The 20,200-nt window shown below is 37.2% G+C and carries 18 protein-coding genes and 1 other annotated feature; of the genes, 9 read left to right on the forward strand and 9 right to left on the reverse strand.

Going from position 1 to position 20,200, the window contains the following annotated elements:
- Positions 1 to 110: 110 nt before the first annotated feature.
- Entirely contained in the window at positions 111 to 1,982 is a 1,872-nt protein-coding gene (locus tag AC1EJ5_RS07380) for a flavocytochrome c (protein ID WP_348938388.1), read from the reverse strand.
- Between the two features lie 297 nt (positions 1,983 to 2,279).
- Here AC1EJ5_RS07380 and ahpC point away from each other — a divergent pair, with 297 nt between their 5' ends.
- The 7 genes from ahpC (at position 2,280) to AC1EJ5_RS07415 (ending at position 9,973) form a co-directional block, all read left to right on the forward strand.
- Complete coding sequence (ahpC, locus tag AC1EJ5_RS07385) at positions 2,280 to 2,849, forward strand: alkyl hydroperoxide reductase subunit C (protein WP_479815476.1); 570 nt, start codon at positions 2,280 to 2,282, stop codon at positions 2,847 to 2,849.
- Position 2,850: 1 nt separating this feature from the next.
- Positions 2,851 to 4,383: an alkyl hydroperoxide reductase subunit F gene (ahpF, locus tag AC1EJ5_RS07390; RefSeq protein WP_479815478.1), complete on the forward strand. Its 1,533-nt coding sequence runs from the start codon at positions 2,851 to 2,853 to the stop codon at positions 4,381 to 4,383.
- Between the two features lie 220 nt (positions 4,384 to 4,603).
- Positions 4,604 to 6,055: an IMP dehydrogenase gene (gene guaB, locus AC1EJ5_RS07395; protein ID WP_308748823.1), complete on the forward strand. Its 1,452-nt coding sequence runs from the start codon at positions 4,604 to 4,606 to the stop codon at positions 6,053 to 6,055.
- A gap of 418 nt (positions 6,056 to 6,473) precedes the next feature.
- Positions 6,474 to 7,154 (forward strand): ZinT/AdcA family metal-binding protein, encoded by a 681-nt coding sequence (locus tag AC1EJ5_RS07400; protein ID WP_209774950.1) that lies wholly within the window; start codon positions 6,474 to 6,476, stop codon positions 7,152 to 7,154.
- Positions 7,138 to 8,517, forward strand: a complete 1,380-nt coding sequence (locus AC1EJ5_RS07405) for a metal ABC transporter substrate-binding protein (protein ID WP_311480930.1) — start codon at positions 7,138 to 7,140, stop codon at positions 8,515 to 8,517. The genes AC1EJ5_RS07400 and AC1EJ5_RS07405 overlap by 17 nt, the downstream gene beginning before the upstream one ends.
- Positions 8,514 to 9,185, forward strand: a complete 672-nt coding sequence (locus AC1EJ5_RS07410) for a metal ABC transporter ATP-binding protein (protein ID WP_311480931.1) — start codon at positions 8,514 to 8,516, stop codon at positions 9,183 to 9,185. The genes AC1EJ5_RS07405 and AC1EJ5_RS07410 overlap by 4 nt, the downstream gene beginning before the upstream one ends.
- The gene (locus AC1EJ5_RS07415; protein WP_223418464.1) at positions 9,179 to 9,973 is read left to right on the forward strand and encodes a metal ABC transporter permease; all 795 of its coding nucleotides are present in this window, start codon (positions 9,179 to 9,181) and stop codon (positions 9,971 to 9,973) included. The genes AC1EJ5_RS07410 and AC1EJ5_RS07415 overlap by 7 nt, the downstream gene beginning before the upstream one ends.
- Before the next feature lie 124 nt (positions 9,974 to 10,097).
- On the opposite strand, the gene AC1EJ5_RS07420 is transcribed toward AC1EJ5_RS07415, so the two are convergent.
- The 6 genes from AC1EJ5_RS07420 to AC1EJ5_RS07445 form a co-directional block, all read right to left on the reverse strand.
- Complete coding sequence (locus AC1EJ5_RS07420) at positions 10,098 to 10,862, reverse strand: ABC transporter ATP-binding protein (RefSeq protein ID WP_479815481.1); 765 nt, start codon at positions 10,860 to 10,862, stop codon at positions 10,098 to 10,100.
- Entirely contained in the window at positions 10,849 to 11,724 is an 876-nt protein-coding gene (locus tag AC1EJ5_RS07425; RefSeq protein ID WP_308652911.1) for an ABC transporter permease, read from the reverse strand. The genes AC1EJ5_RS07420 and AC1EJ5_RS07425 overlap by 14 nt, the downstream gene beginning before the upstream one ends.
- A 1-nt stretch (position 11,725) precedes the next feature.
- Complete coding sequence (locus AC1EJ5_RS07430; protein ID WP_479815483.1) at positions 11,726 to 12,715, reverse strand: ABC transporter substrate-binding protein; 990 nt, start codon at positions 12,713 to 12,715, stop codon at positions 11,726 to 11,728.
- 44 nt (positions 12,716 to 12,759) lie between these two features.
- Positions 12,760 to 12,989, reverse strand: a binding site (T-box leader).
- Between the two features lie 85 nt (positions 12,990 to 13,074).
- A complete protein-coding gene (locus AC1EJ5_RS07435) occupies positions 13,075 to 13,779 on the reverse strand; it encodes an ABC transporter permease (RefSeq protein WP_479815485.1) in 705 nt (234 codons plus the stop codon).
- A gap of 8 nt (positions 13,780 to 13,787) precedes the next feature.
- Positions 13,788 to 14,540, reverse strand: coding sequence for a hypothetical protein (locus AC1EJ5_RS07440; RefSeq protein WP_308748830.1), 753 nt, complete (start codon positions 14,538 to 14,540; stop codon positions 13,788 to 13,790).
- A 1-nt stretch (position 14,541) separates the two neighbouring features.
- Positions 14,542 to 15,435: an ABC transporter ATP-binding protein gene (locus AC1EJ5_RS07445; protein ID WP_479815487.1), complete on the reverse strand. Its 894-nt coding sequence runs from the start codon at positions 15,433 to 15,435 to the stop codon at positions 14,542 to 14,544.
- A gap of 128 nt (positions 15,436 to 15,563) precedes the next feature.
- On the opposite strand from AC1EJ5_RS07445, the gene AC1EJ5_RS07450 reads away from it, so the two are divergent.
- The gene (locus tag AC1EJ5_RS07450; RefSeq protein WP_479815489.1) at positions 15,564 to 16,262 is read left to right on the forward strand and encodes a response regulator transcription factor; all 699 of its coding nucleotides are present in this window, start codon (positions 15,564 to 15,566) and stop codon (positions 16,260 to 16,262) included.
- A complete protein-coding gene (locus AC1EJ5_RS07455; protein WP_479815491.1) occupies positions 16,262 to 17,551 on the forward strand; it encodes a sensor histidine kinase in 1,290 nt (429 codons plus the stop codon). Before AC1EJ5_RS07450 ends, AC1EJ5_RS07455 begins: the two co-directional genes overlap by 1 nt.
- 101 nt (positions 17,552 to 17,652) lie before the next feature.
- On the opposite strand, the gene AC1EJ5_RS07460 is transcribed toward AC1EJ5_RS07455, so the two are convergent.
- Positions 17,653 to 19,728 carry a heavy metal translocating P-type ATPase gene (locus AC1EJ5_RS07460; RefSeq protein ID WP_479815493.1) on the reverse strand — a complete coding sequence of 692 codons (2,076 nt, stop codon included), beginning with the start codon at positions 19,726 to 19,728 and terminating at the stop codon, positions 17,653 to 17,655.
- Entirely contained in the window at positions 19,728 to 20,072 is a 345-nt protein-coding gene (locus AC1EJ5_RS07465; RefSeq protein ID WP_479815495.1) for a DUF6110 family protein, read from the reverse strand. Before AC1EJ5_RS07465 ends, AC1EJ5_RS07460 begins: the two co-directional genes overlap by 1 nt.
- Between the last annotated feature and the right edge of the window lie 128 nt (positions 20,073 to 20,200).

Consider the following 20,200-nt stretch of genomic DNA (forward strand, 5'->3'; position numbering starts at 1 on the left):
AAAATAATACAGTGATTTCAAGACCTTGCTCTGATATTATATACTTAATTTTATAATAAATAAATTTTTTGCATAAAAAAGGATGTGAATTTTCACATCCTTTTATTGTTTTATTTCTCATCAGCAGCATTTTGTCCTGCTATTCTACCGAATACAACTGTATCTACTATAGCGTTTCCACCAACTCTGTTGGCTCCATGGATGCCTCCAGTTACTTCCCCAGCAGCATAAAGACCTTTTATAACATTGCCATCTTTATTTAGTATGTGGCAATCTTTATCAATTCTCAATCCTCCCATTGTATGGTGTAGGGATGGAACTCTAGGTACACCTACAAATGGGCCTTTTTCAAATTTAATTGTTAGGTTCTCACGTCCAAATTCATCTTTTTTATCATCAACCGCTTTATTGTATTGGTCTATGGTTTCTTTTAAGTTCTCATAAGGAACATTCATCTTTTCAGCTAATTCCTCTAGGGTATCACCCTTAACCCATCCGAATTCACCATTTTCTAATACTGTTTTGAAATCTTTGCCTTCTATGGTTTTTTCTGTATCAAAATCAAGTGCATCTGATGAATGTATTAACCACATTTCTCCATCAGTTTGATCAAATATTGCCTTACAGATTACATCTCTCCTACCATCTTCTCTGACAAATCTCTTGCCTTCTTTATTTACAAATAAGGTTTTTTCTGCACCTAAATCCACAAGTCCAGTTATTTGACCTTTCTTTGGTATTCCTAAGTATAAAAATTGCATTAGACCCATGTCTACTAGGTCAGCTCCAACTTCCTTGCCCATGGTAATACCATCACCTCTTATAGAATCAAGGTTTGTAGATATAGTATTTTCATCTAAGTTTGGCCATTTTTCTGCATCTTTGTATTCTACAACCATTTCTGCATTTTTAGCAAAACCACCAGTAGAAATTATGACCGCCTTGTTTGCCTTTATTTTTAATTCTGATCCATCATGGTTTTCACAAACTACTCCGCTTACCTTATCGCCATCCATCAAAATCTTTTTAGCTGTTGTTTCTGTTAAAAGTTTATAATTTTCTTTGCCATTTAGGTTTTCTTCGTAAGCTTCTATCAGTCCTGTTCCATTAGGTTTTACAGCTTGGTGGGTTCTTGGATAGAGGGAGCCAGCTCCTTGAATTATCTTATCTTCAAACTTAGTTCCAAGTTTCTTTAACCATACAAGACCATCATAAGCATTGTCTGTCATGGTTTTTACTAATTCTGGGTTTGCTACTTCATCCCCTGCTTCGAATGTTTGCTTAAAGAATAATTCATTTGAATCTTCTATGCCTTGAGCTTTTTGATTTTCTGGATCTGGTGCATTATATATACCACCAGATAGGATAGTATTTCCACCTACATATCCATTTTTCTCAACTACTATTACTGATGAGCCCTTTTCTACAGCTTCAACAGCAGCAGCTAGACCAGCACCACCGCCACCTAGGATTACTACATCAGCGTCAAGTTCGCTTGGATATTCTCTGTCCTCCTTATATTCTTCTTTGAACTTATCATCTATTTTGGCTTCTTTTAAAGCATTGGTAACTGCGAGCATAAGCCCCTTTGATGAAGCTGTAGCTCCTGTAACAGAATCAACATTTACAGATTGACCCTTTTTAATCCTATCTGCAACTATTGGCATGGCTACCTTTCCTACGCCAGCTGATTCTAGGTTGTCAAGAATTTCTATATTTTCTATCTTTCCATCCTTTAAGTCCACAGCTACTTTTATATCTCCACCATAGCCTGGACCAGTAGCTTCGAACTTTCCATCAGTTTTTTCGCCCTCTTTTTTGCCTTCATTTTCAGGCTTTGCTTCCTTCTTATCAGCTTCGTCTGCTTTTTCTTCTTGTGCTTTTTCTTCAGCAGGCTTTTCTTCTGATTTTTGGCAAGCTGTAAAACTAGACAGCCCTAGAAGTAAAGCTAAAGCTAATGAAATCCTTTTCTTGTTAGTCATACGTTACTCCTTTCGTAATGCTTCTTATGCCTTTAGAATACCATGTTTTATAGAAAAAGTAAACAATTATCAATATCTTGCAAACCATGTATTTACTTAAAAGTGTAAAACTTTATTCCGAAACTATATTTAAAACTTTGTTTTGTTTGAAGCTTTTTTTCTAAAATTTTTAGAATATATATTTTTTAAAAATTTCTTACTTAGGATTGGAAGCAAAACTTGACTATTATATTTAGAATGATTATAATTATTATTACAGAGCTAACAATTCTGAAATATTATTTTAAGGAGTATATTATGGCTTTAATAGGAAAAACATTACCAGAATTTAAACTTGACGCTTATAACCCAGCTAAAGATGAATTTGTAACAGTTACTAACGAGGACTTAAAGGGTTCTTATACGGTTCTTATCTTCTACCCAGCTGACTTTACTTTTGTTTGCCCAACAGAACTTGAAGACATGCAAGAATCATACGCAGAGCTAAAGGCACTTGGCGCTGAAGTTTATTCAGTTTCTGTAGATACCCACTTTGTTCACAAAGCTTGGCATGACAACTCTGAAGCTATTGGCAAAATCGAGTACACAATGATTGGTGATTCTAATAAAGAACTTACAAGAGAACTTGGCCTACTTGACGAATCAGGCAAGGCTCACAGAGCAACCCTTGTTATTGACCCAGAAAATGTTATCCAAACTATAGAAATCAACGCTGATGGTATAGGTAGAAAAGCTAATGTAAATATAAACAAAGTTAAGGCTGCAAAATACGTTGCAGAACACCCAGGCCAAGCTTGCCCAGCTAAATGGGAAAGCGAAGCTGACGCAACACTTACACCAGGACTTGACCTAGTAGGTAAAATCTAATATGTTAGATAATAATCTAAAAAACCAGTTGGCCCAATATTTTGACCTCTTGAAAACAGAGGTCACTATTGGGCTTTCTGCTCATAATGACGAAAATTCCAAAAAAGTTAGAGAATTTGTTGAGGAAGTTGTAGGTCTTTCTGATAAGCTTAGCCTTGTTGAAAAAGACCTCCCACTTAGTCCATCTTTTGAAATCAAGGGATCCTTTGACCATGGCAGGATAATCTTTGCAGGCCTTCCTCTTGGCCATGAGTTTGCATCCTTTGCCCTTGCCATGCTCCAAGCAGGTGGTATTGAGCCAAAGATTGATGATGCTGACAAGAAAAGAATAGAATCACTTGGTGGTGCAGATTTTGAAACCATAGTTTCCCTTTCTTGCCACAACTGCCCAGACGTAGTCCAAGCCCTAAATATCATGGCGATTTTAAATCCAAATATAAACCACACCATGATCGAAGGCGGCATGTTCCAAGACCTTGCAGAATCAAGAGACGTTCTCGCTGTTCCTGCTATTTTTAAGGACGGAGAATTTTTCGAAGGCGGCAAGCAATCCCTATCAAGCCTTTTAGATAAACTTGGAACTAAGGTTGATAAGGGAGAATTTGATAATAAAGGAGTTTTTGATACCCTAATTATCGGTGGGGGGCCAGCAGCGGCTACAGCTGCAATTTACGCAGCTAGAAAAGGAATCAAAACAGGCCTTGTGGCCAGCGAATTTGGTGGACAAGTCAATGAGACCTTGTCTATCGAAAATATTCCTGGTTTTAAATACACAGAAGGACCTGATTTTATGGTCCAAATGAAAGATCAGGTGACAAGCCTAGGTGTTGACCTAATGACAGGTATCCTTGCAGATGGAATAAAATCTTTGGACGGAAAGGTAGAAGTAAGCCTTGATAATGGAGCTAAGCTCTTTGCAAAAACTGCAATAATTGCAACTGGCGCTAGGTGGAGACTAATCGGAATCCCTGGTGAAACCGAGTTTAGAAACAAGGGAGTTGCCTATTGCACCCACTGCGATGGCCCACTCTTTAAGGGCAAAAACGTCGCTGTAATCGGTGGCGGCAACTCTGGTATAGAGGCAGCTATAGACCTTGCAGGTATTGTAAAACACGTTACAGTACTTGAATTTTTGCCAGAACTAAAGGCAGATGAGATTTTACAAAAGAAATTAAAATCACTTCCTAATGTGACAGTCATAACAAACGCTCAGACAACAGGCCTTTACGGCCAAGGCAGGGTTGAAAGACTCGAATATACAGACAGGGTAAGTGGCGAGGAAAACAAGCTTGATATAGCAGGTTGCTTTATCCAAGTCGGCCTCATTCCAAATACCGAATGGCTAGACGGTTCAGGCATCGACCTAAATAAGATGGGAGAAATCACAACATCAAGTGATGGATCTACCAGCATTGAAAGAATCTACGCCGCAGGTGATGCCACAGATACTAAATTTAAGCAAATCGTAATCGCCGCTGGCACAGGAGCCACAGCAGCCCTTGGAGCCTATAATTACCTAATGGTAAATGAATAAAAAAGAAATCGTCCTTCGGGGCGATTTTTTATTTGCAAGGGACAATTTCTACTAATTTCCTTGTAAATCTGCCAGTTTTAAATCTCTTAGGAAAATTATTAGACGAGTCTTATTTTTAAAGGTATAGTAAGAAAAATAATTGAATAGAGTGTTGCAAAAAGCAAAGATTTTGCTTGAAGGTTGGATTGTTTCTATTAGAAAAAGAAAAGAGGAGATTAATATGAAAATTATCGGCGACGGATTTACTTTTGATGACCTACTTCTAGTTCCAGGCCCATCTGAAGTTTTGCCAAATCAAGTAGATATCAAAACAAACTTAACAAAGAAAATTAAGCTTAATATTCCATTAATGTCAGCATCAATGGATACTGTCACAGAATACGAAATGGCAATTGCTATGGCTAGACAAGGCGGCATTGGTATTATCCACAAAAATATGTCAATAGAAGAGCAAGCTGCCCAAGTTGACAGGGTTAAGAGAAGTGAGCACGGAGTTATAACCGATCCTTTCTATCTACACCCATACAACAACCTTGGCGATGCCCTTGATATTATGGCACATTACAGGATTTCAGGTGTGCCAATAGTTGATGATAATATGTACCTAAAGGGAATTTTAACCAACAGGGACGTGAGATTCCAAGATGACAAAAGCGTACTTATTGACGATATAATGACCAAGGAAAATTTGATCCTAGGCCACGAAGGTATCAGCATGGAAGATTCCATTAAAAAAATGGAATCTGGCAAGGTTGAAAAACTCCCAATTGTTGATGACGAAGGTAAGCTAAAAGGCCTTATCACAATCAAAGATATAGAAAAAACCAGACAATATCCAAATTCAGCAAGAGATGCCCAAGACAGACTCATTGTTGGTGCTGGCGTTGGTATCACATCTGATATGATGGAAAGAGTTGACGCCCTTGTTGGTGCAAAAGTTGACGTAATCGCCCTTGATACTGCCCACGGCCACTCCAAAGGCGTGATGGAAGCTGTTAAGAAAATTAAGGCCAAATACCCAGACCTCCAAGTAATTGCTGGCAACATTGCAACAGGCGAGGCTGCAAGAGATTTAATCGAAGCAGGAGTTGACTGTGTCAAAGTCGGTATAGGTCCTGGATCAATTTGTACAACCAGGGTTGTAACAGGTGTTGGTGTCCCACAAATATCTGCCATTGTCGACTGCGTTGAAGTTGCCAAAGAATACGGCATCCCAGTAATAGCAGATGGTGGTATCAAATATTCAGGAGATATTACCAAGGCCCTAGCTTGTGGTGCTAATGTCATCATGGCTGGTTCTCTTTTTGCAGGTACTGAAGAAAGTCCGGGAGAAACAATCATGTTCGAAGGTAAGCAATTTAAGGAATACCGCGGCATGGGATCTCTCGCAAGCATGAAATCAGGTTCATCTGACAGATATTTCCAAAATGACACCAAAAAATTCGTACCAGAAGGCGTTGAAGGACGTGTTGCCTACAAAGGTCTTGTTGGCGATGTTGTCTACCAACTTTTAGGCGGACTAAGATCTGGTATGGGCTATGTAGGAGCAGCAAACCTCAAAGAACTTTACGAAAAATCAAAATTCGTAAAAATCTCCCCTGCTTCCCTAGTAGAAAACCACCCACACGATATTCAAATTACAAGAGAATCTCCAAACTATACAAAGAAATAGTCATGATAAAAGTGACTGGCAAAGAAAAAAAGCCAGTCACTTTTTTTTAATTTTTTCTGTTTGTATATATTTTTCAATCCTAACTTAAACTAATTTTGCTTCTTATTTTAAAAATCAATTCCAATTTTTAAACTATTATAAATTTTAAGTCAGATTCCTATCTTTTTCTAGAAAAATTATAATTTATCTTATATTTTAGGCCAGAATTTATTTTGTTTTAAAAATAAATCAAATCCTCAATTTCCCTTAAAATACCAACATTAAACTTATGTATAAAATCCTAATTTACCCTTGCTAATTTATTATTTTTGCTCGATAATGCAAATCATTCTTGACATCGCAGTTAATAGGTGTTATCATTATCGTAGTTAGTTGATCGATTGACAAAGTTAAAATACAAAAATATGAGGTACTTATTATGAAAAACAATAAAAAAATTGCATTAACAGCCCTACTTTCTCTAGGTCTTATCCTAGCAGCTTGCCAAAAAGACGCAGCTGATACAAAAACAAAGGAAGATACTAAGGCTGAAACAAAGGTTGAAGAAACAGCTAAGGACGAAAAACCTGCTGAAAATGAAAAACCTGCTGAAGAAGCTGAACAAGCAAGCATAGCTGACTGGGAAGGCGAATGGAATAACATGGGTGGTTACCTAGAAAAAGCTGAAATCCAAGACGCTTTCAAAACTCTAGCTGAAAAAGAAAAAACAGACGAAGCTAGTGCCAAAGAAGCTTATCTCAAAAAGAGAAAATGTGACTTCGGTGGACTCGAGATTAAAGGTGACCATATTAAATTCTTAAAAGAATTCCCAGATGCTAAGGGCGAAGTTATCGGTGAAGCTGATTATACCTATAAAGAAAAAATAGAAGTAGAACACGGTGGTCACAAGCTTGAATGGGACGTATTTGAAGCAAAAAGCGAAGATGCTCCTTACAAGGTTCTTCTAATGATGCCTATCCACGGTGAAGAGAGTCTAACCCACTTCCACATGAGATATGGTGATGACAAGGATAGCCTACTTAAGGAAGAAGGCTGGTACCCAACATTTGTAAAACCATCTTCAACTGACCAACAAATCATAGATGAAATTACTGAATAAGATTTTCTCCCTTGGCCAAGTATTTCTTGGCCAAAAAAATGGGAGAAGAAAATTTCTTACAGTTTTTTCTATCTTCGTTCTTGTTTTGGCGAGTGGGTGTTCAAAGAAGTCTAAGGAATCTGGAAATAAACCCCTAATTTATACTTCATTTTACCCAGTCCATGATCTTGTCCAAATGATTGGCGGAGACACTGTCAATGTAGAAAGTTTCATGCCTGTAGACAAGATGCCCCACGAATGGGAACCTTCTGCTAAGGATATGAAAAAACTCGCTTCTTGCGACCTCTTGGTTGTAAATGGGGCCAACATGGAACCTTGGTTAGATACCGTAAAGGAAAACTTGCCAGACCTTGATATCCTAAAGCTTTCCGATTCTGTAGACCTTATTACCTATAAGGGTGCAGCTGCTATCGGTGATTTTCAATACCTAGCAAGGCTTGATATAAAGGCTGGCAAAAATAAGATTGACTTTGGCCACACCCACGAAGACATGATGAGGGTTGCCTTTATAAAAGATGAAGGTCTTGACCAAAAAGACTTGGTCAAAAAAGCCAAGGAAGTCATGAGCCAAAAAGGCGAGCTAGTCCATCAAAAATCTACCAACAAAGTAGAAGAAGGCAAGGTTTATGGTATTGAAATGGGCCACGAATCCGGCGAAGTCTTTTTTGATTTCCCTGAAGATGGCAAGTGGATATTTATATCCGATAGGGTTAGTGAGGACTTGCTCCCTTATAATTTCGTAGACGCTAAGGGCAATTTCTTAAAGGATGAGGGCAAAGAAGTCTCTCTTATGGAAGGCTCTTCATCAGGTTTTGACAAAATCACCTATGACCCTCACTCTTGGATTTCCATCGTAAATGCCAAGAAATACCTCAACGCCATCCAAGAAAAATTGATTGAAAAATATCCAAAAAACGAAAAAACTTATAGAAAAAATAAACTAAAATATGTAGACCAACTGACAGATATAGACGCAGAATACACAGAAAAATTCTCCAAGCTAGATAAGTCTAGGAAAAATTTCCTAACTTTACACTATGCTTACGCCTATCTGGCTAGGGACTTTGACCTTACCCAGTACCCTCTCCAAGGCCTAACCAGCCTTGAAAGCCCAAGTCTTAAGACAATCAAAAAGGCTATAGATTTTTCGGAATATAACCATATTTCAACAGTCTTTTACGAATATGGGCAAAACCCAAAACAGGCCGCTGCCCTTGCCGAAGAGATAGGCGGCAAAACTTCTCCCCTTGCCTCTATGGAATATTTGACCAAAGAGCAAAAGGATAAGGACCAATCTTACATTGATCTGATGAGAATGAATCTTGAAAATCTCTACAAGTCTATGGTCGAGGAGGAAAAATGAAAGCAATAGAAATAAAAAATTTGACTTTTGCCTACAATAAAATCCCCGTCATAAAATCTTGTGATTTTGACCTAGAAATGGGAGATTTGGCCCTCATCCTCGGTGGAAACGGCAGTGGCAAGTCAACTTTAATAAAATTAATGTTGGGTGAATTAAAAAAAGATTCAGGTTCTATAAAAATCTTAGGCAAGAATATCGAAGATTACAAGTCCTATAAGGACATCGGTTATGTTCCCCAAATAAATATAGTAAACAAAATATCCTTTCCTATAACCTGCCTAGAGCTTGTATCTTTGAACCTTTATGAGGATTTTGGCATAATTAAAATTCCTAAAAAAATCCACTACCAAAAGGCAAGGGATATCCTTATAAAAATGGGCATGGAAGAATACATCAATACTCCAGTCAATGAATTGTCTGGTGGCCTTGCACAGAGGGCAATGATTGCCAAGTCTATGATTAACAATCCTCAAATCCTTATCCTTGACGAACCTACAGCAGGTGTCGATAAGGAAAGCAAGGCAAATTTCTTTGAAACCATAGATATACTTTCCGAGAAATTTTCTATAACAATTGTCATGGTCACCCACGAACTTAAGGAAATGGAAAGTCTTGACCTAAATATGCAAAAATACGAGATGGTAGAAGGGAGGCTAGTCAGATGTTAGAATTTGCTTTTATGAGAAAAGCTCTTTTTCTAGGCTTTCTTCTTTCAATAATGATCCCAATCATTGGTATTGTAATGGTTAACAGAAAAACCTCCATGATTGGAGATGCCCTCTCCCACACAGCCCTAGCTGGTGTTGGTATGGGATTAATATTAGGTTTTGACCCCCTACTTGGATCTGCAATAATTTGCGTCCTTGCAGCCTTCCTAATAGAATTAATAAGAAAAAAATTTCCCCAATATGGGGATATGGCAACAGCGGTAATCATGTCGACAGGCCTTGGTATAGCTGCCATCCTGTCAGATTTCGCTCCCGGTGGCAATTCCTTTGAATCCTACCTTTTCGGTTCGATTTCATCGGTAACTACAACTGATATTATAAATACTTCTATTGTATTTATCCTGGTTATTATCCTTTCTGCGACCAGGTATTCAGCCCTCTTGGCCATCGCCATTGACCCAAATACTGCAAGACTATCTGGGGTTAAGGTCCAGGCAATGGACGCCGTCTTTACCCTCCTTGCAGCAATTACTATAGCCTTGTCTGTTAAGATAATCGGAGCCTTGATGGTAACAAGCCTCATTGTCCTTCCGGTTGCAACAGCCCTCATAGTCGCCAAATCCTATAAACAAACCTTTTTCATAACTACTATACTTGGCGTGATTTATATGATGGTGGGAATCATTGTTTCTTACCATTTTGACATCAAACCAGGTGGCGCTATTGTGGTAAACGCCCTTATAGGCATGGCTGTATTCGCTATTTACAAAAAAATTGTAAAAAAATAAGCCAAGGCCTTGGTCCCTCCAAATTTTCCAAGGATTGGCTAAAATTAAATGCTGAGTTAAAACCCTTTTAAATATTAGCTTAAAATAGCTAGGAAAATCCTCACTTGGACTTCCTAGCTATTTTTTATCCTTCGTATTCGCCGAGTTCTTCCTTGTATTTTTTTATTAGTTCAGGTTCGGTGATATCTTTTGCCCTCACATCTATGGCAATCTTTCCCTTATTTAACATAATTATCCTGTCAGAATATTTTATGACATCCCTTAGGTTATGGGAAATTAAAAGGGTGGTGATTTTTTCTGTATCAATAAGGCTCCTGGTCTTATCCATTACATTCCTACTTGTCTTTGGATCTAGGGCCGCTGTATGCTCATCAAGGAGCAAAAGTTTTGGCCTCTTGGCTGTTGCCATCAAAAGCGATAGGGACTGCCTTTGGCCGCCTGAAAGAAGGCCGGTCTTGGTGTGAAGTTTGTTTTCAAGACCCAAATTCAAAGACTTAAGCCTTTCTATAATCTCTTTTTCGTCAGCGTTTTTCTTTAGGTTTTTTAGGGTGAATTTCTTGCCTTTTTTTAGGGCAAGGGCCATATTTTCGTAAATATCAAGGTTGGTTGCGACTCCGTCTTTTGGATCTTGGTTTACTTTTCCAATATAGGCTGCCCTTTTTTCTTCGGAAAGCTTGGTCACATCTTCACCGTCAATTAAAACCGAACCGCAATCAACTTTGAGTGACCCAGAGATTATATTCATAAGGGTCGACTTGCCACAGCCGTTTGGGCCTATAATGGTTGTCGCTACTCCTTCTTCAATTTTTAGGGAAAAATTATCGAAAATTGTCACTTCCTCAGGAGTGCCAAGGTTAAAGGTTTTTGATATATTCCTAATTTCTAACATCTTTTACCAACTTTCTGTACTGTTTTTTGCCTAGGTAATTATTGTAGGCGATGAAGGCTATTACGATTAGGGCAGTGATTAGCTTTAGGTCATTTGGATTTAGGCCAAAGAAGATGGCAAAGCCTGAAATTATCCTATAGACAATAGCTCCCAAAATCGCTCTTGTAGTATCTCTTAGTTTGTTTGAATTTTTGGCAATTGTATCACCGATTATGATTGAAGCAAGGCCTGTAACAATCATTGCTGTGCCCATGCCTATATCGGCAAAACCTTGGTAGTTGGTCATTAATCCTCCCGCAAGGCCAATTAGGGCATTTGATATAATTAATCCCAAAAATACATAGGTATCTGGGTCCTTGCCTAGGGCCTTGACAAGTTTCCTGTTGTTGCCAGTGACCTTTAGCAAGTATCCCTGCTCGCTTCTGAGAAAATGGTCGATCAAAAATTTTATTACAAGGACAAAGGCGAGGAGAATTATCCATTTAGGAAGGCTGCCAAAAATTGATGGATACTGAGCAACCGGAATATTTGACACTCCCTTAATCTTTAAATTCACTGAATAAAGCATGGTTAGGGTCAAGATACCTGTTAAAAGAGGCTCGACTCTCACTTTTTTATAGAGAAAATAAGTGATAGAACCTGCTGCCGCACCGCCTAGAACAGATAAAACAAGACCCAAATAGGGATTTAAACCGCTTGTAATAGCTGCCGCTGTAAGAAACGCTCCGAGTGGGTAGGATCCTTCCAGAGTTAGGTCATAGTATTCCAAAATTTTGTATGTGACCATATAGCCCATGGCGAGAACTCCGAAGATTAAGCCAATTTCGACCGATGAGGCCATGATATTTATTAAAACTGTCATTTTACTTTCCTTCCTTATTTTCCTTAATATTTGCTTTTTTGAGGGCTTCCTTGTTTAAATCAAGGCCCAAAATCTCTGCTGTTTCCTTATTTACAAGCATTTCTAAGTCCTTGGCATCTTCAAAAGGAATTTCTTTTATCTCCTTATTTTCCTTAAGAATTTCTGCCGCCATCTGGCCAGCCCTTATACCGACTCTCCTGTAATTAACTCCTTCAGCAATTAAGGCTCCGTTTTCAACTGAACCTTCGTCAAAGGCAAGACTTGGAATTTTCTCATCTTTCAAGGTCTTGGCTATAACTGGCATTGCATTTACAACAACATTGTCTGTGACAGTAACCATGGCGTCTGTCCCAGATTTTAGGCTTGCAAGAGCCTGAGGAATGTCGTTGATTGATGAAACTCCCTGTTTTTTAAGGCTTAATCCCCTTTCCTTGAGGGCCTTTTCTAGGGCTTCGATTTGGACAAGAGAATTTTGCTCATTCGTGTTATACATAGTAGCGAAGGTCTTAGTTTCTGGATAAATTTCCAAAAAATCATCAATAACTTTGGCAGGGTCGACATAATCGGAAACTCCGGTGATATTTGCTCCAGTTCTTGTATTTTCATCCACAAGACCTGCCCCTATCGGGTCTGTGACGGCCGTAAATAAGATTGGCCTGTCGTTAACTATATTATAAACGCCTTGGGCAGCAGGAGTGCCTATGGTGTAGATAAGGTCTGCCCCCTTGATTTTAAGGTCGCTTGCCAACTGGGGGATGAGGGAAATATCCCCTCCTGCCCTGTGGTCGATTAGCTTGTAGGAAAGACCTTCCTTATCAAGTTCCTCTAAAAATCCCTCCCTAGCCGCATCAAGTGATGGGTGGTCAGCGATTTGGATTACCCCAATTATGTATTCTTTTTTCCCTTCCTTGTTGGCACAAGATCCCAAAATGAAGATTGCACCAAGGGATATAATCAGCCCAGTTATTTTTTTTCTTAATAATTTTTTCATCTCTATTCCTTTCTAATAAAATCTCAATAAAAAAACTCGCCCTAACATAGGACGAGGTCAATTCGTGGTACCACCTAATTTCATAATCTAAAAGATTAACTCAACAGAAGTCTAACAACTTCTTGCTTCTGATAACGGTAGCTTCCGTAATAGCTTACTAACTTCGGCTATTCTGCTTACAGAGGGAATAAGTTTTGATCCTTACTAAGACTTGCACCAACCGTCTTTTCTCTAAAGTAATTCATTAAAACTGTCTTTCTGTACTAACATTTTTATTTTCTATAATAATACATCAAAATTTATAATATGTCAAATTTTATAGGCCAAAATCAAGGTTAGCTATAAATACTTTTTGAAAATTACTTATTTTCGTATTTTAAGAATCTATTTGAAAGGTAAAAGAAAATTACTAATTCTCCCAGAGCAAAAATAAATAATAAGACCAAATCGTGTGGATTTATGAACCTTAAATTATTAGCCTCTATTGCCAAAAAGCTTAGACCTACAATTTTTAAAGACCTAAAGGCACTTGCAAATCCAAACATGGTAAAGATTGTAGATAGGAGAACTGTGATCCCAAAAGACCTTATCCTTATGGCTAGGGCTCCAAAGATTCCAATTATTGGAAGGGCAAGCAAGATGCTAAGACCTATATAGTAAAAATATATAGAAAAATCAATGGTCGAAAATCCTCCTATATATTTTCCTCCCAGGTAGAAAAGGGCTAGAAAATATATTTGGCAAAGGCAAATTATAATAAATGCTAAAAGCAATTTTGCCCCTACAAAGGCCATATTTTTCTTTGGGCTTAGCCTAATAAATTTTAGTCCTACCCTGTGTTCTGTCGCCCAAAGACTTGCTATTACGATTGCAATTAAAGGAATATAGAAAAATGAAAAGTAAAACAAGCTCACCTGGGTCCACAAAGATTGCCATTCATTGGTTAAAGTTGACCTATTTCCCATATAATTTATAAGGCCAAAGGCGTTGGCTAGTAGGGGAATTATCAGACTTACCAACAAGATATTTGTAAATTTTATTTTTTTAAATTCTAATTTTAACATAAGTTCTCCTAGTCCTTGTATAGATTATAAGTATTCATTGCCTTTAAGTAGGATAGGCAAACTATTAAAAGGATAAGGGCAATGATTGGTGTATAAAAATTTATTGGATTTAGAACCTGGATAAATTTTCCACCTTCGCTTACATAGGAAATATTCAATAAACTAGCCATCCAAGCAAAGGGATTTACAAAGGCAAGAGTCTCTGATGTAAGCATGGTTATTACTCCAGTTAGCCCTCCAATTATTGAAATAAATGACAGGGTGTAGACTCTTTTTGATTTCATTTCTATTATCATAAATAGGCCCATAAAAAATAAATTTATTATTATGGCAGATAGGTTTACCAGGCCAAATCTTAAGATCATATCGGTATCCATATTAAAATTATTTGACCTTCTTGCTATGATAAGAAATACAAAAGCTTCTACTATTTGCAATAAAACTAGCTTTAGGGATAGGTTTTTAAATTTATTTATGAGTATAGAGTTTACTTTTTCTCCAAGACTTACTTGCAACTGCCACATCTTGTTTTTTTCCTCGATTTCAATCACTTTTTTCACCAAAGAAGAGATTAAAATCGGATTTATCAATAAGGAAATAAATAGATATGTGTCTAGGATATAGGCTAGGGGATAATTTCCTTGCGCAAATGATTTTGAATGGCTGACCCCTGCCACCATTAGCATTTGAGCGAAAAATACTATTAGTATTAAAAAATTTATCCCAAGTCTTTTGTATTTTTTTCTTTCTAAGTTTGCCATATTAAGACCTGCTTTCTTCGATAAAAAGTTTTTCTAGGCTTTCTTTTTCTTCTTCAATCCTGTATATATCAACCTTTCCGTGCAAGAAATTTACTATTTCAGATATTTTTTGGTTAGAAACTTTGCCCAAAATAATCTTTTTACCATCTATCCTTACCTGATCTAAGTCTAAAAGATTAGCAGCTTTTTGATTGTCAGATGTTTGGATGGAAATAAATGGTGGATGAAGTTTCCTATAGTCTTCCAAGCTTCCATTGTAGGTTAGTTTCCCTGCCTTGAGGATACCAATATGTGTAGAAATTTTTTCCATCTCATCAAGAATATGGGAAGAAATCAGAATGCTTGTAGAAGTGTTTTTCACTATGTTTTTAAATAAGTTTCTCATTTCCTCAATTCCCTGAGGATCAAGGCCATTTATAGGTTCATCTAGGATCAAAAGTTTTGGATTTCCAATAAGAGCGATGGCAATTCCAAGTCTTTGCTTCATACCCAGCGAATAATCCCTTGCTTTTTTCTTGCCTACATTATTAAGGCCAACAAGGTCAAGAGTTTTTGAAATTTCTCCCTTATCTATTCCCTTAAGCTCGCAAATTATTTCAAGATTTTCATAGCCACTTAAGTGGTCATAAAAGGAAGGATTTTCAATTAGGGCCCCGAGATTTTTATTAAGGTCCTTTTGGTTTTTGGGACTTACTGCTTGGCCAAAAACCCTAATTTCCCCTCCGTCTTTTTTAACAAGTCCAAGTATAAGCTTCATAAGCGTAGACTTACCGGCTCCATTTTTGCCTATTAGGCCGTAAATTGAACCTTGGGCAATTTCTAGGTAGTCAATATCTAGGACTTTCTTCTTGTTATATGATTTTTGTAGATTTTTTATTTCTAATATTTTTTCCATAATTATTCCTCCTACAAAAAGGATACCAGGCTAAGATAAAAATAAGCTTTAAGCAAGGTCACTTTTACATCACAAAAACCAAAAATCTAAAAGTTTGGTGTATAATTAGGGTAGCAAGGAGGAGTTCAATGGATTTTAGAAATAATTTTTCTATACTAATAGTAGATGACGAAACAAATTTATTAGAAAATTTATATAATTTTTTGAAAGACAAGGGTTTTAAAAAAGTTTATACTGCAAAAAACCTTAAGGAATCAAGGTTTAAACTAGGGAATTTTAAAATCGACCTAGTGGTCCTTGACCTAATGCTTCCAGATGGGAGTGGTTTTGATCTTTTGAAGGAAATAAGAAAGACTTCCGATATGGCAGTCATAATCCTCTCTGCCCTTGATGGGATAGATGATAGGAAGGAAGGTTTTGAAAACAAGGCCGACGACTACCTAGTCAAGCCATTTTTCCCTGATGAACTCCTTTGGAGAATTGATGCGGTTTTAAGACGCAGTAAAAAAATAAAAAACGACGAGAAAATTAATTTAGGAAAGGTAATTTTCGATAAGTCCAAGGGCATCCTCATAAAAAATGGAGAGGAAATCCCCCTAACTGCTACCCAATTTAAAATCCTGGCCTACCTAGCCGACAACATGAATATGATTGTCTCTATTGACCGTATTTTGGAAAATATTTGGGAAGATTCCTATGGGTATGAAAACACATTAATAACTCACATCTATAGACTTAGGGAAAAGCTTGAGGATAATCCAAGAGATCCAAAGCTTTTAATTACTATAAAAGGACTTGGCTATAAGCTTGTCAAAGAGGATGAATAATGTTTGATTTTATAATAAAAAGGTTCAAAAAAATTGTTATTAGGATACTAGCTTTAATGTTTTTTTTAATATTTTTATTTATGATTTTCCTCTACCTAAACTATAGGCTTAAAGACCAATACCCAAACCCCGACAAGATTTATTCTTATGTAGAAGACAATAAAACTAGTATTTACCTAAATGAAAAAAACAAGGAATTTTTAAAAGAAAAAGATATTTGGGCCATAAGGCTAGATAAGGATGGCAAAGTCATAGAATCTTTCAACAAGCCAAAAGAGGTTAAAAATAAATTCGAGATCACAGATGTAGCTGGCTTTACCAGGTACTACTTGGCTGATTATCCCGTTTTTACCTATATTATAGGAGATGGCCTACTCCTTTTTGCCTATCCAAAAAATTCCCTGGATAAGTTGCCCTTTAATTATTATAACTACCAGAATCTTGTATTTAATATGTGGCTAGTTGTCATATTTATAGTTTTATTTTTGCTCTTTGTCTATGTCTTTTACAGGATGGATATAAGGGATATACTTAAAAATATTTCGCCTTTTCAAAAGGCCATTGATAAGCTTTTTGAAGATGACTATGAAAAACTAGATGAAAACGGAGAATTAAGAGACCTTGCCCTTTCAATTAACAAGGCCAATGAAAAATATAATAACTTAAAAAAATCACAAATTAAGTGGATTAGGGGAGTAAGCCACGATGTGAGGACTCCTCTTGCAAAAATTTCTTGGGAACTAAATAAGGAAAATAAAGAAGACCTTGATACCCAAAATATTCAGGACCAAGTCCTAAAGATTTCAAATATCCTAGAAGGCCTCAATCTAACTATGTCCCTTGCCAACATCGACAAGGAGAATTTTGAGGCAAAAAGCCCCTTAAAAGTAATCCGAAAAGTCATAGTCGATAAGTTAAATGAAAATCCAGAAAGAGAAATTGTCTTTGAAAATAGGCTAAGAGATCCAGATATAAAAATCAAAATGGATCCAACCTTGTTTTATAGGATGGTAGAAAATATCTTAAAAAATTCCCTTGCCTATACCGATGGGAAAATCGAATTGATAATTTCAAGCCCTGATAATCAGCTAAGAATAGAGGTCTTAGACCAAGGCTGCGGAGTGGATGATGATATAATAAAAAGAATTAACGAGGAAGATTTGACTAATATTACAAGGCATGGCTTGGGGATTTTTATTTCCAAACAAATAGCTGAATTGCATGGGGGAAATTTCCTCGTAAAAAATAAGGATCCAGGCCTTGAGGTTTCCTTTATCTTTGACCTTTGATTGGTCATAATTAACCATAATTTTTTCAGAAGCAAAAGAAAAGCCAGAGTAAAAATTAATTTTACACTGGCTTTTTCTTTGCTCATTATCTAATAAAATTTTTAAATTCTGTAATTATTCATATTTTGGCCAGCTATGGCTACTGTTGACATGTTGTGGATTAGGGATGAATTTGTATTTGACAAAAGTCCCAAAACTCCTAGGATAATTAGGCTTGAATTGATGCCTACAATCTTTCTGTAGTCAGCCTTTATCCTCTTATCCATAGCCTTAGCAAGTTTAATTGCATCTACAAGGCCCTCTAAGCTATCTGTGCCTATGGATATGTCTGAGATTTCCTTGGCTATATCAGCTCCTTGGTGCATGGCTATGCCAACATCTGCAGCTGAAAGTGCCACAGAATCATTTATGCCATCACCTATCATGATGACCTTCCTGCCTTCTGCCTTCTTTTTTCTGACGTAGGCTTCCTTGTCTTCTGGAAGGACTTGGGATTGGTAATGGTCTAGGCCTAGGCTTTTTGCAACAGAGGCTGCTGCATTTTCTGCATCACCTGTGAGCATGGCAATTTCCTTAAAGCCTAGCTTTCTTAAATCTTTTATAATACCTGCTGCCTCTTCCCTTATTGGGTCTTCTATACAAAGGACAGCAATTAGCCTATCTGCAAAGGCCAAGTATAAAAGTGAATAATTTTCTTTTAATTTATCAATCATTTGCCTTGTTTGGTCAGAAATTTCTATGCCCTCATCTTCTAAAATGAAGTGTTCTGATCCAATTAGGGCTGCCCTGTCAGCTATATAGGCTCTTATACCGTGGGCTACGATGTATTCTGGTTTTGAGTGCATCTCCTCGTGGTGGAGGTCCTTATCCTTGGCCGCCTTCACAACCGCATTGGCGATTGAATGAGGGAAATGTTCCTCAAGGCAAGCTGCTATTCTCAAACACTCATCCTCATTTATATCTGTAAGGGCAATGACCTTAGCAAGGCTTGGCTCTGACTTAGTCAAAGTTCCAGTCTTGTCAAAAACGATGGTATCAGCTTGGGATAGGTTTTCTAAAAACTTGCCGCCCTTTACTATAACGTCCATATCTGATGCTTGGCTTATTGCTTTCATAGTTGCAATAGGAATTGTCAATTTAAGTGCACAAGAAAAGTCTACCATCAAGAATGATTTGGCCTTGATGAAGTTTCTTGTAAGTAGGTAGGTGAGTCCTGCACCTATAAATGAGTATTTTACAAGGGAATCGGCCATATTTTCTGCCTTTTTCTGTGAAAGTGACTTATTTCTTTCGCTTTCAGAAATGAGGTTTATAATGTGGCTTAGCCTTGAATCATCGTATTTTTTGCTCACCCTAACAAGGATATTACCTTCTTCGAGAGCTGTACCTGCAAAGACAATTGACCCCTTGTTTTTCTTAACAGGTTCGCTTTCACCTGTAAAGGATGCTTCGTTTACCATGGCAAGACCGTCTACAACCTCACCGTCAACCGGAATTGTAGATCCCATTTCAACTTCAACAAGGTCTCCTATTTCCACTTCCTTAAGAGGTTTTAGGAGTTTTTTGCCATCTTCAACCACAAATACCTTGTCAATATTTAAGGCAAGGGAATGGGCCAAATCTTCTTGGGATTTCTTAAGTGTATAATCTTCCAATTTCTCACCCAAATCCAATAGGAACATAATATTAGCCGCATCGCCAAATTCCCCTGTTGCTAGAGATACAGAAATAGCTGTGGCATCTAAAAGATCCACATTAAGTTTTCTCTGGCGGATAGCCTTTAAACCGTCTCTGATAAATGGATAAGCCCTAAGCATGATGAAGTATGGACCTAGAGGTGCTGGTATGAAATACCTAAAGAAAACTCTCCTATAAAAAGCATCCCTCAAAATCCTAAAAATATCCTCTTCTTCTTGTGGATAAAAATCAGGATCATCAATAACTAAGTCTTTTATTGTTTTTATATCAAGGTCTATGATAAACCTGGCAAGGTTTGGAAGACTTCCCTTTTCAAATGTAACTGTAAAGGAATTTGCAAGGGGATTTACCTTACAAAACTTAACTCCCTCTAGACCTTGGACTAGATATTTTAAATTATTGGCTAGGTCAAAGGAGAGGTCTTCTTCATAGACAAACCTAGCCCTAGTATCTAGCCTGTGGGCTAAACTTGCCCTCATTATTTATCTTCGTCCTCTTTGATTTCTGCCTTGATTTCTTCTTTTAATTCTTCTTTGATTTGGTTAATAAGGTCTTCTTTGGCAACCTCATCTATATTAAGCTCTGCTTCTTTTTTAGCTCTTTCTAAATCTTCTTTAAGATTGGCTTCCTTAGCTTCTGCAACTATATCATCAGCAGAAACCCTCACTTGTTCTACTGTTTTGTCGATTGATTCCTTAACCCTAAGGCCACCTGCAACTGCACCTACAGCGGCTTTCTTAGCAAGCTGTGAGCTTAGAACCTTGCCACCAAGAGCACCAACTAAAACGCCTGCACCGATTCTAATAAACTTTTTACTTACCATATTACTCTCCTTAAAATACATACTAATATTGTATAAATATTGTAATATTATTATAGTTAAGTTTTCTACAAAATCAAGTTTTTCTATTGATTTTTTCCTTGATAAACCTTGAATTAGCAATAATGATA

The organism is Anaerococcus sp. C0059F3, assembly GCF_056590475.1.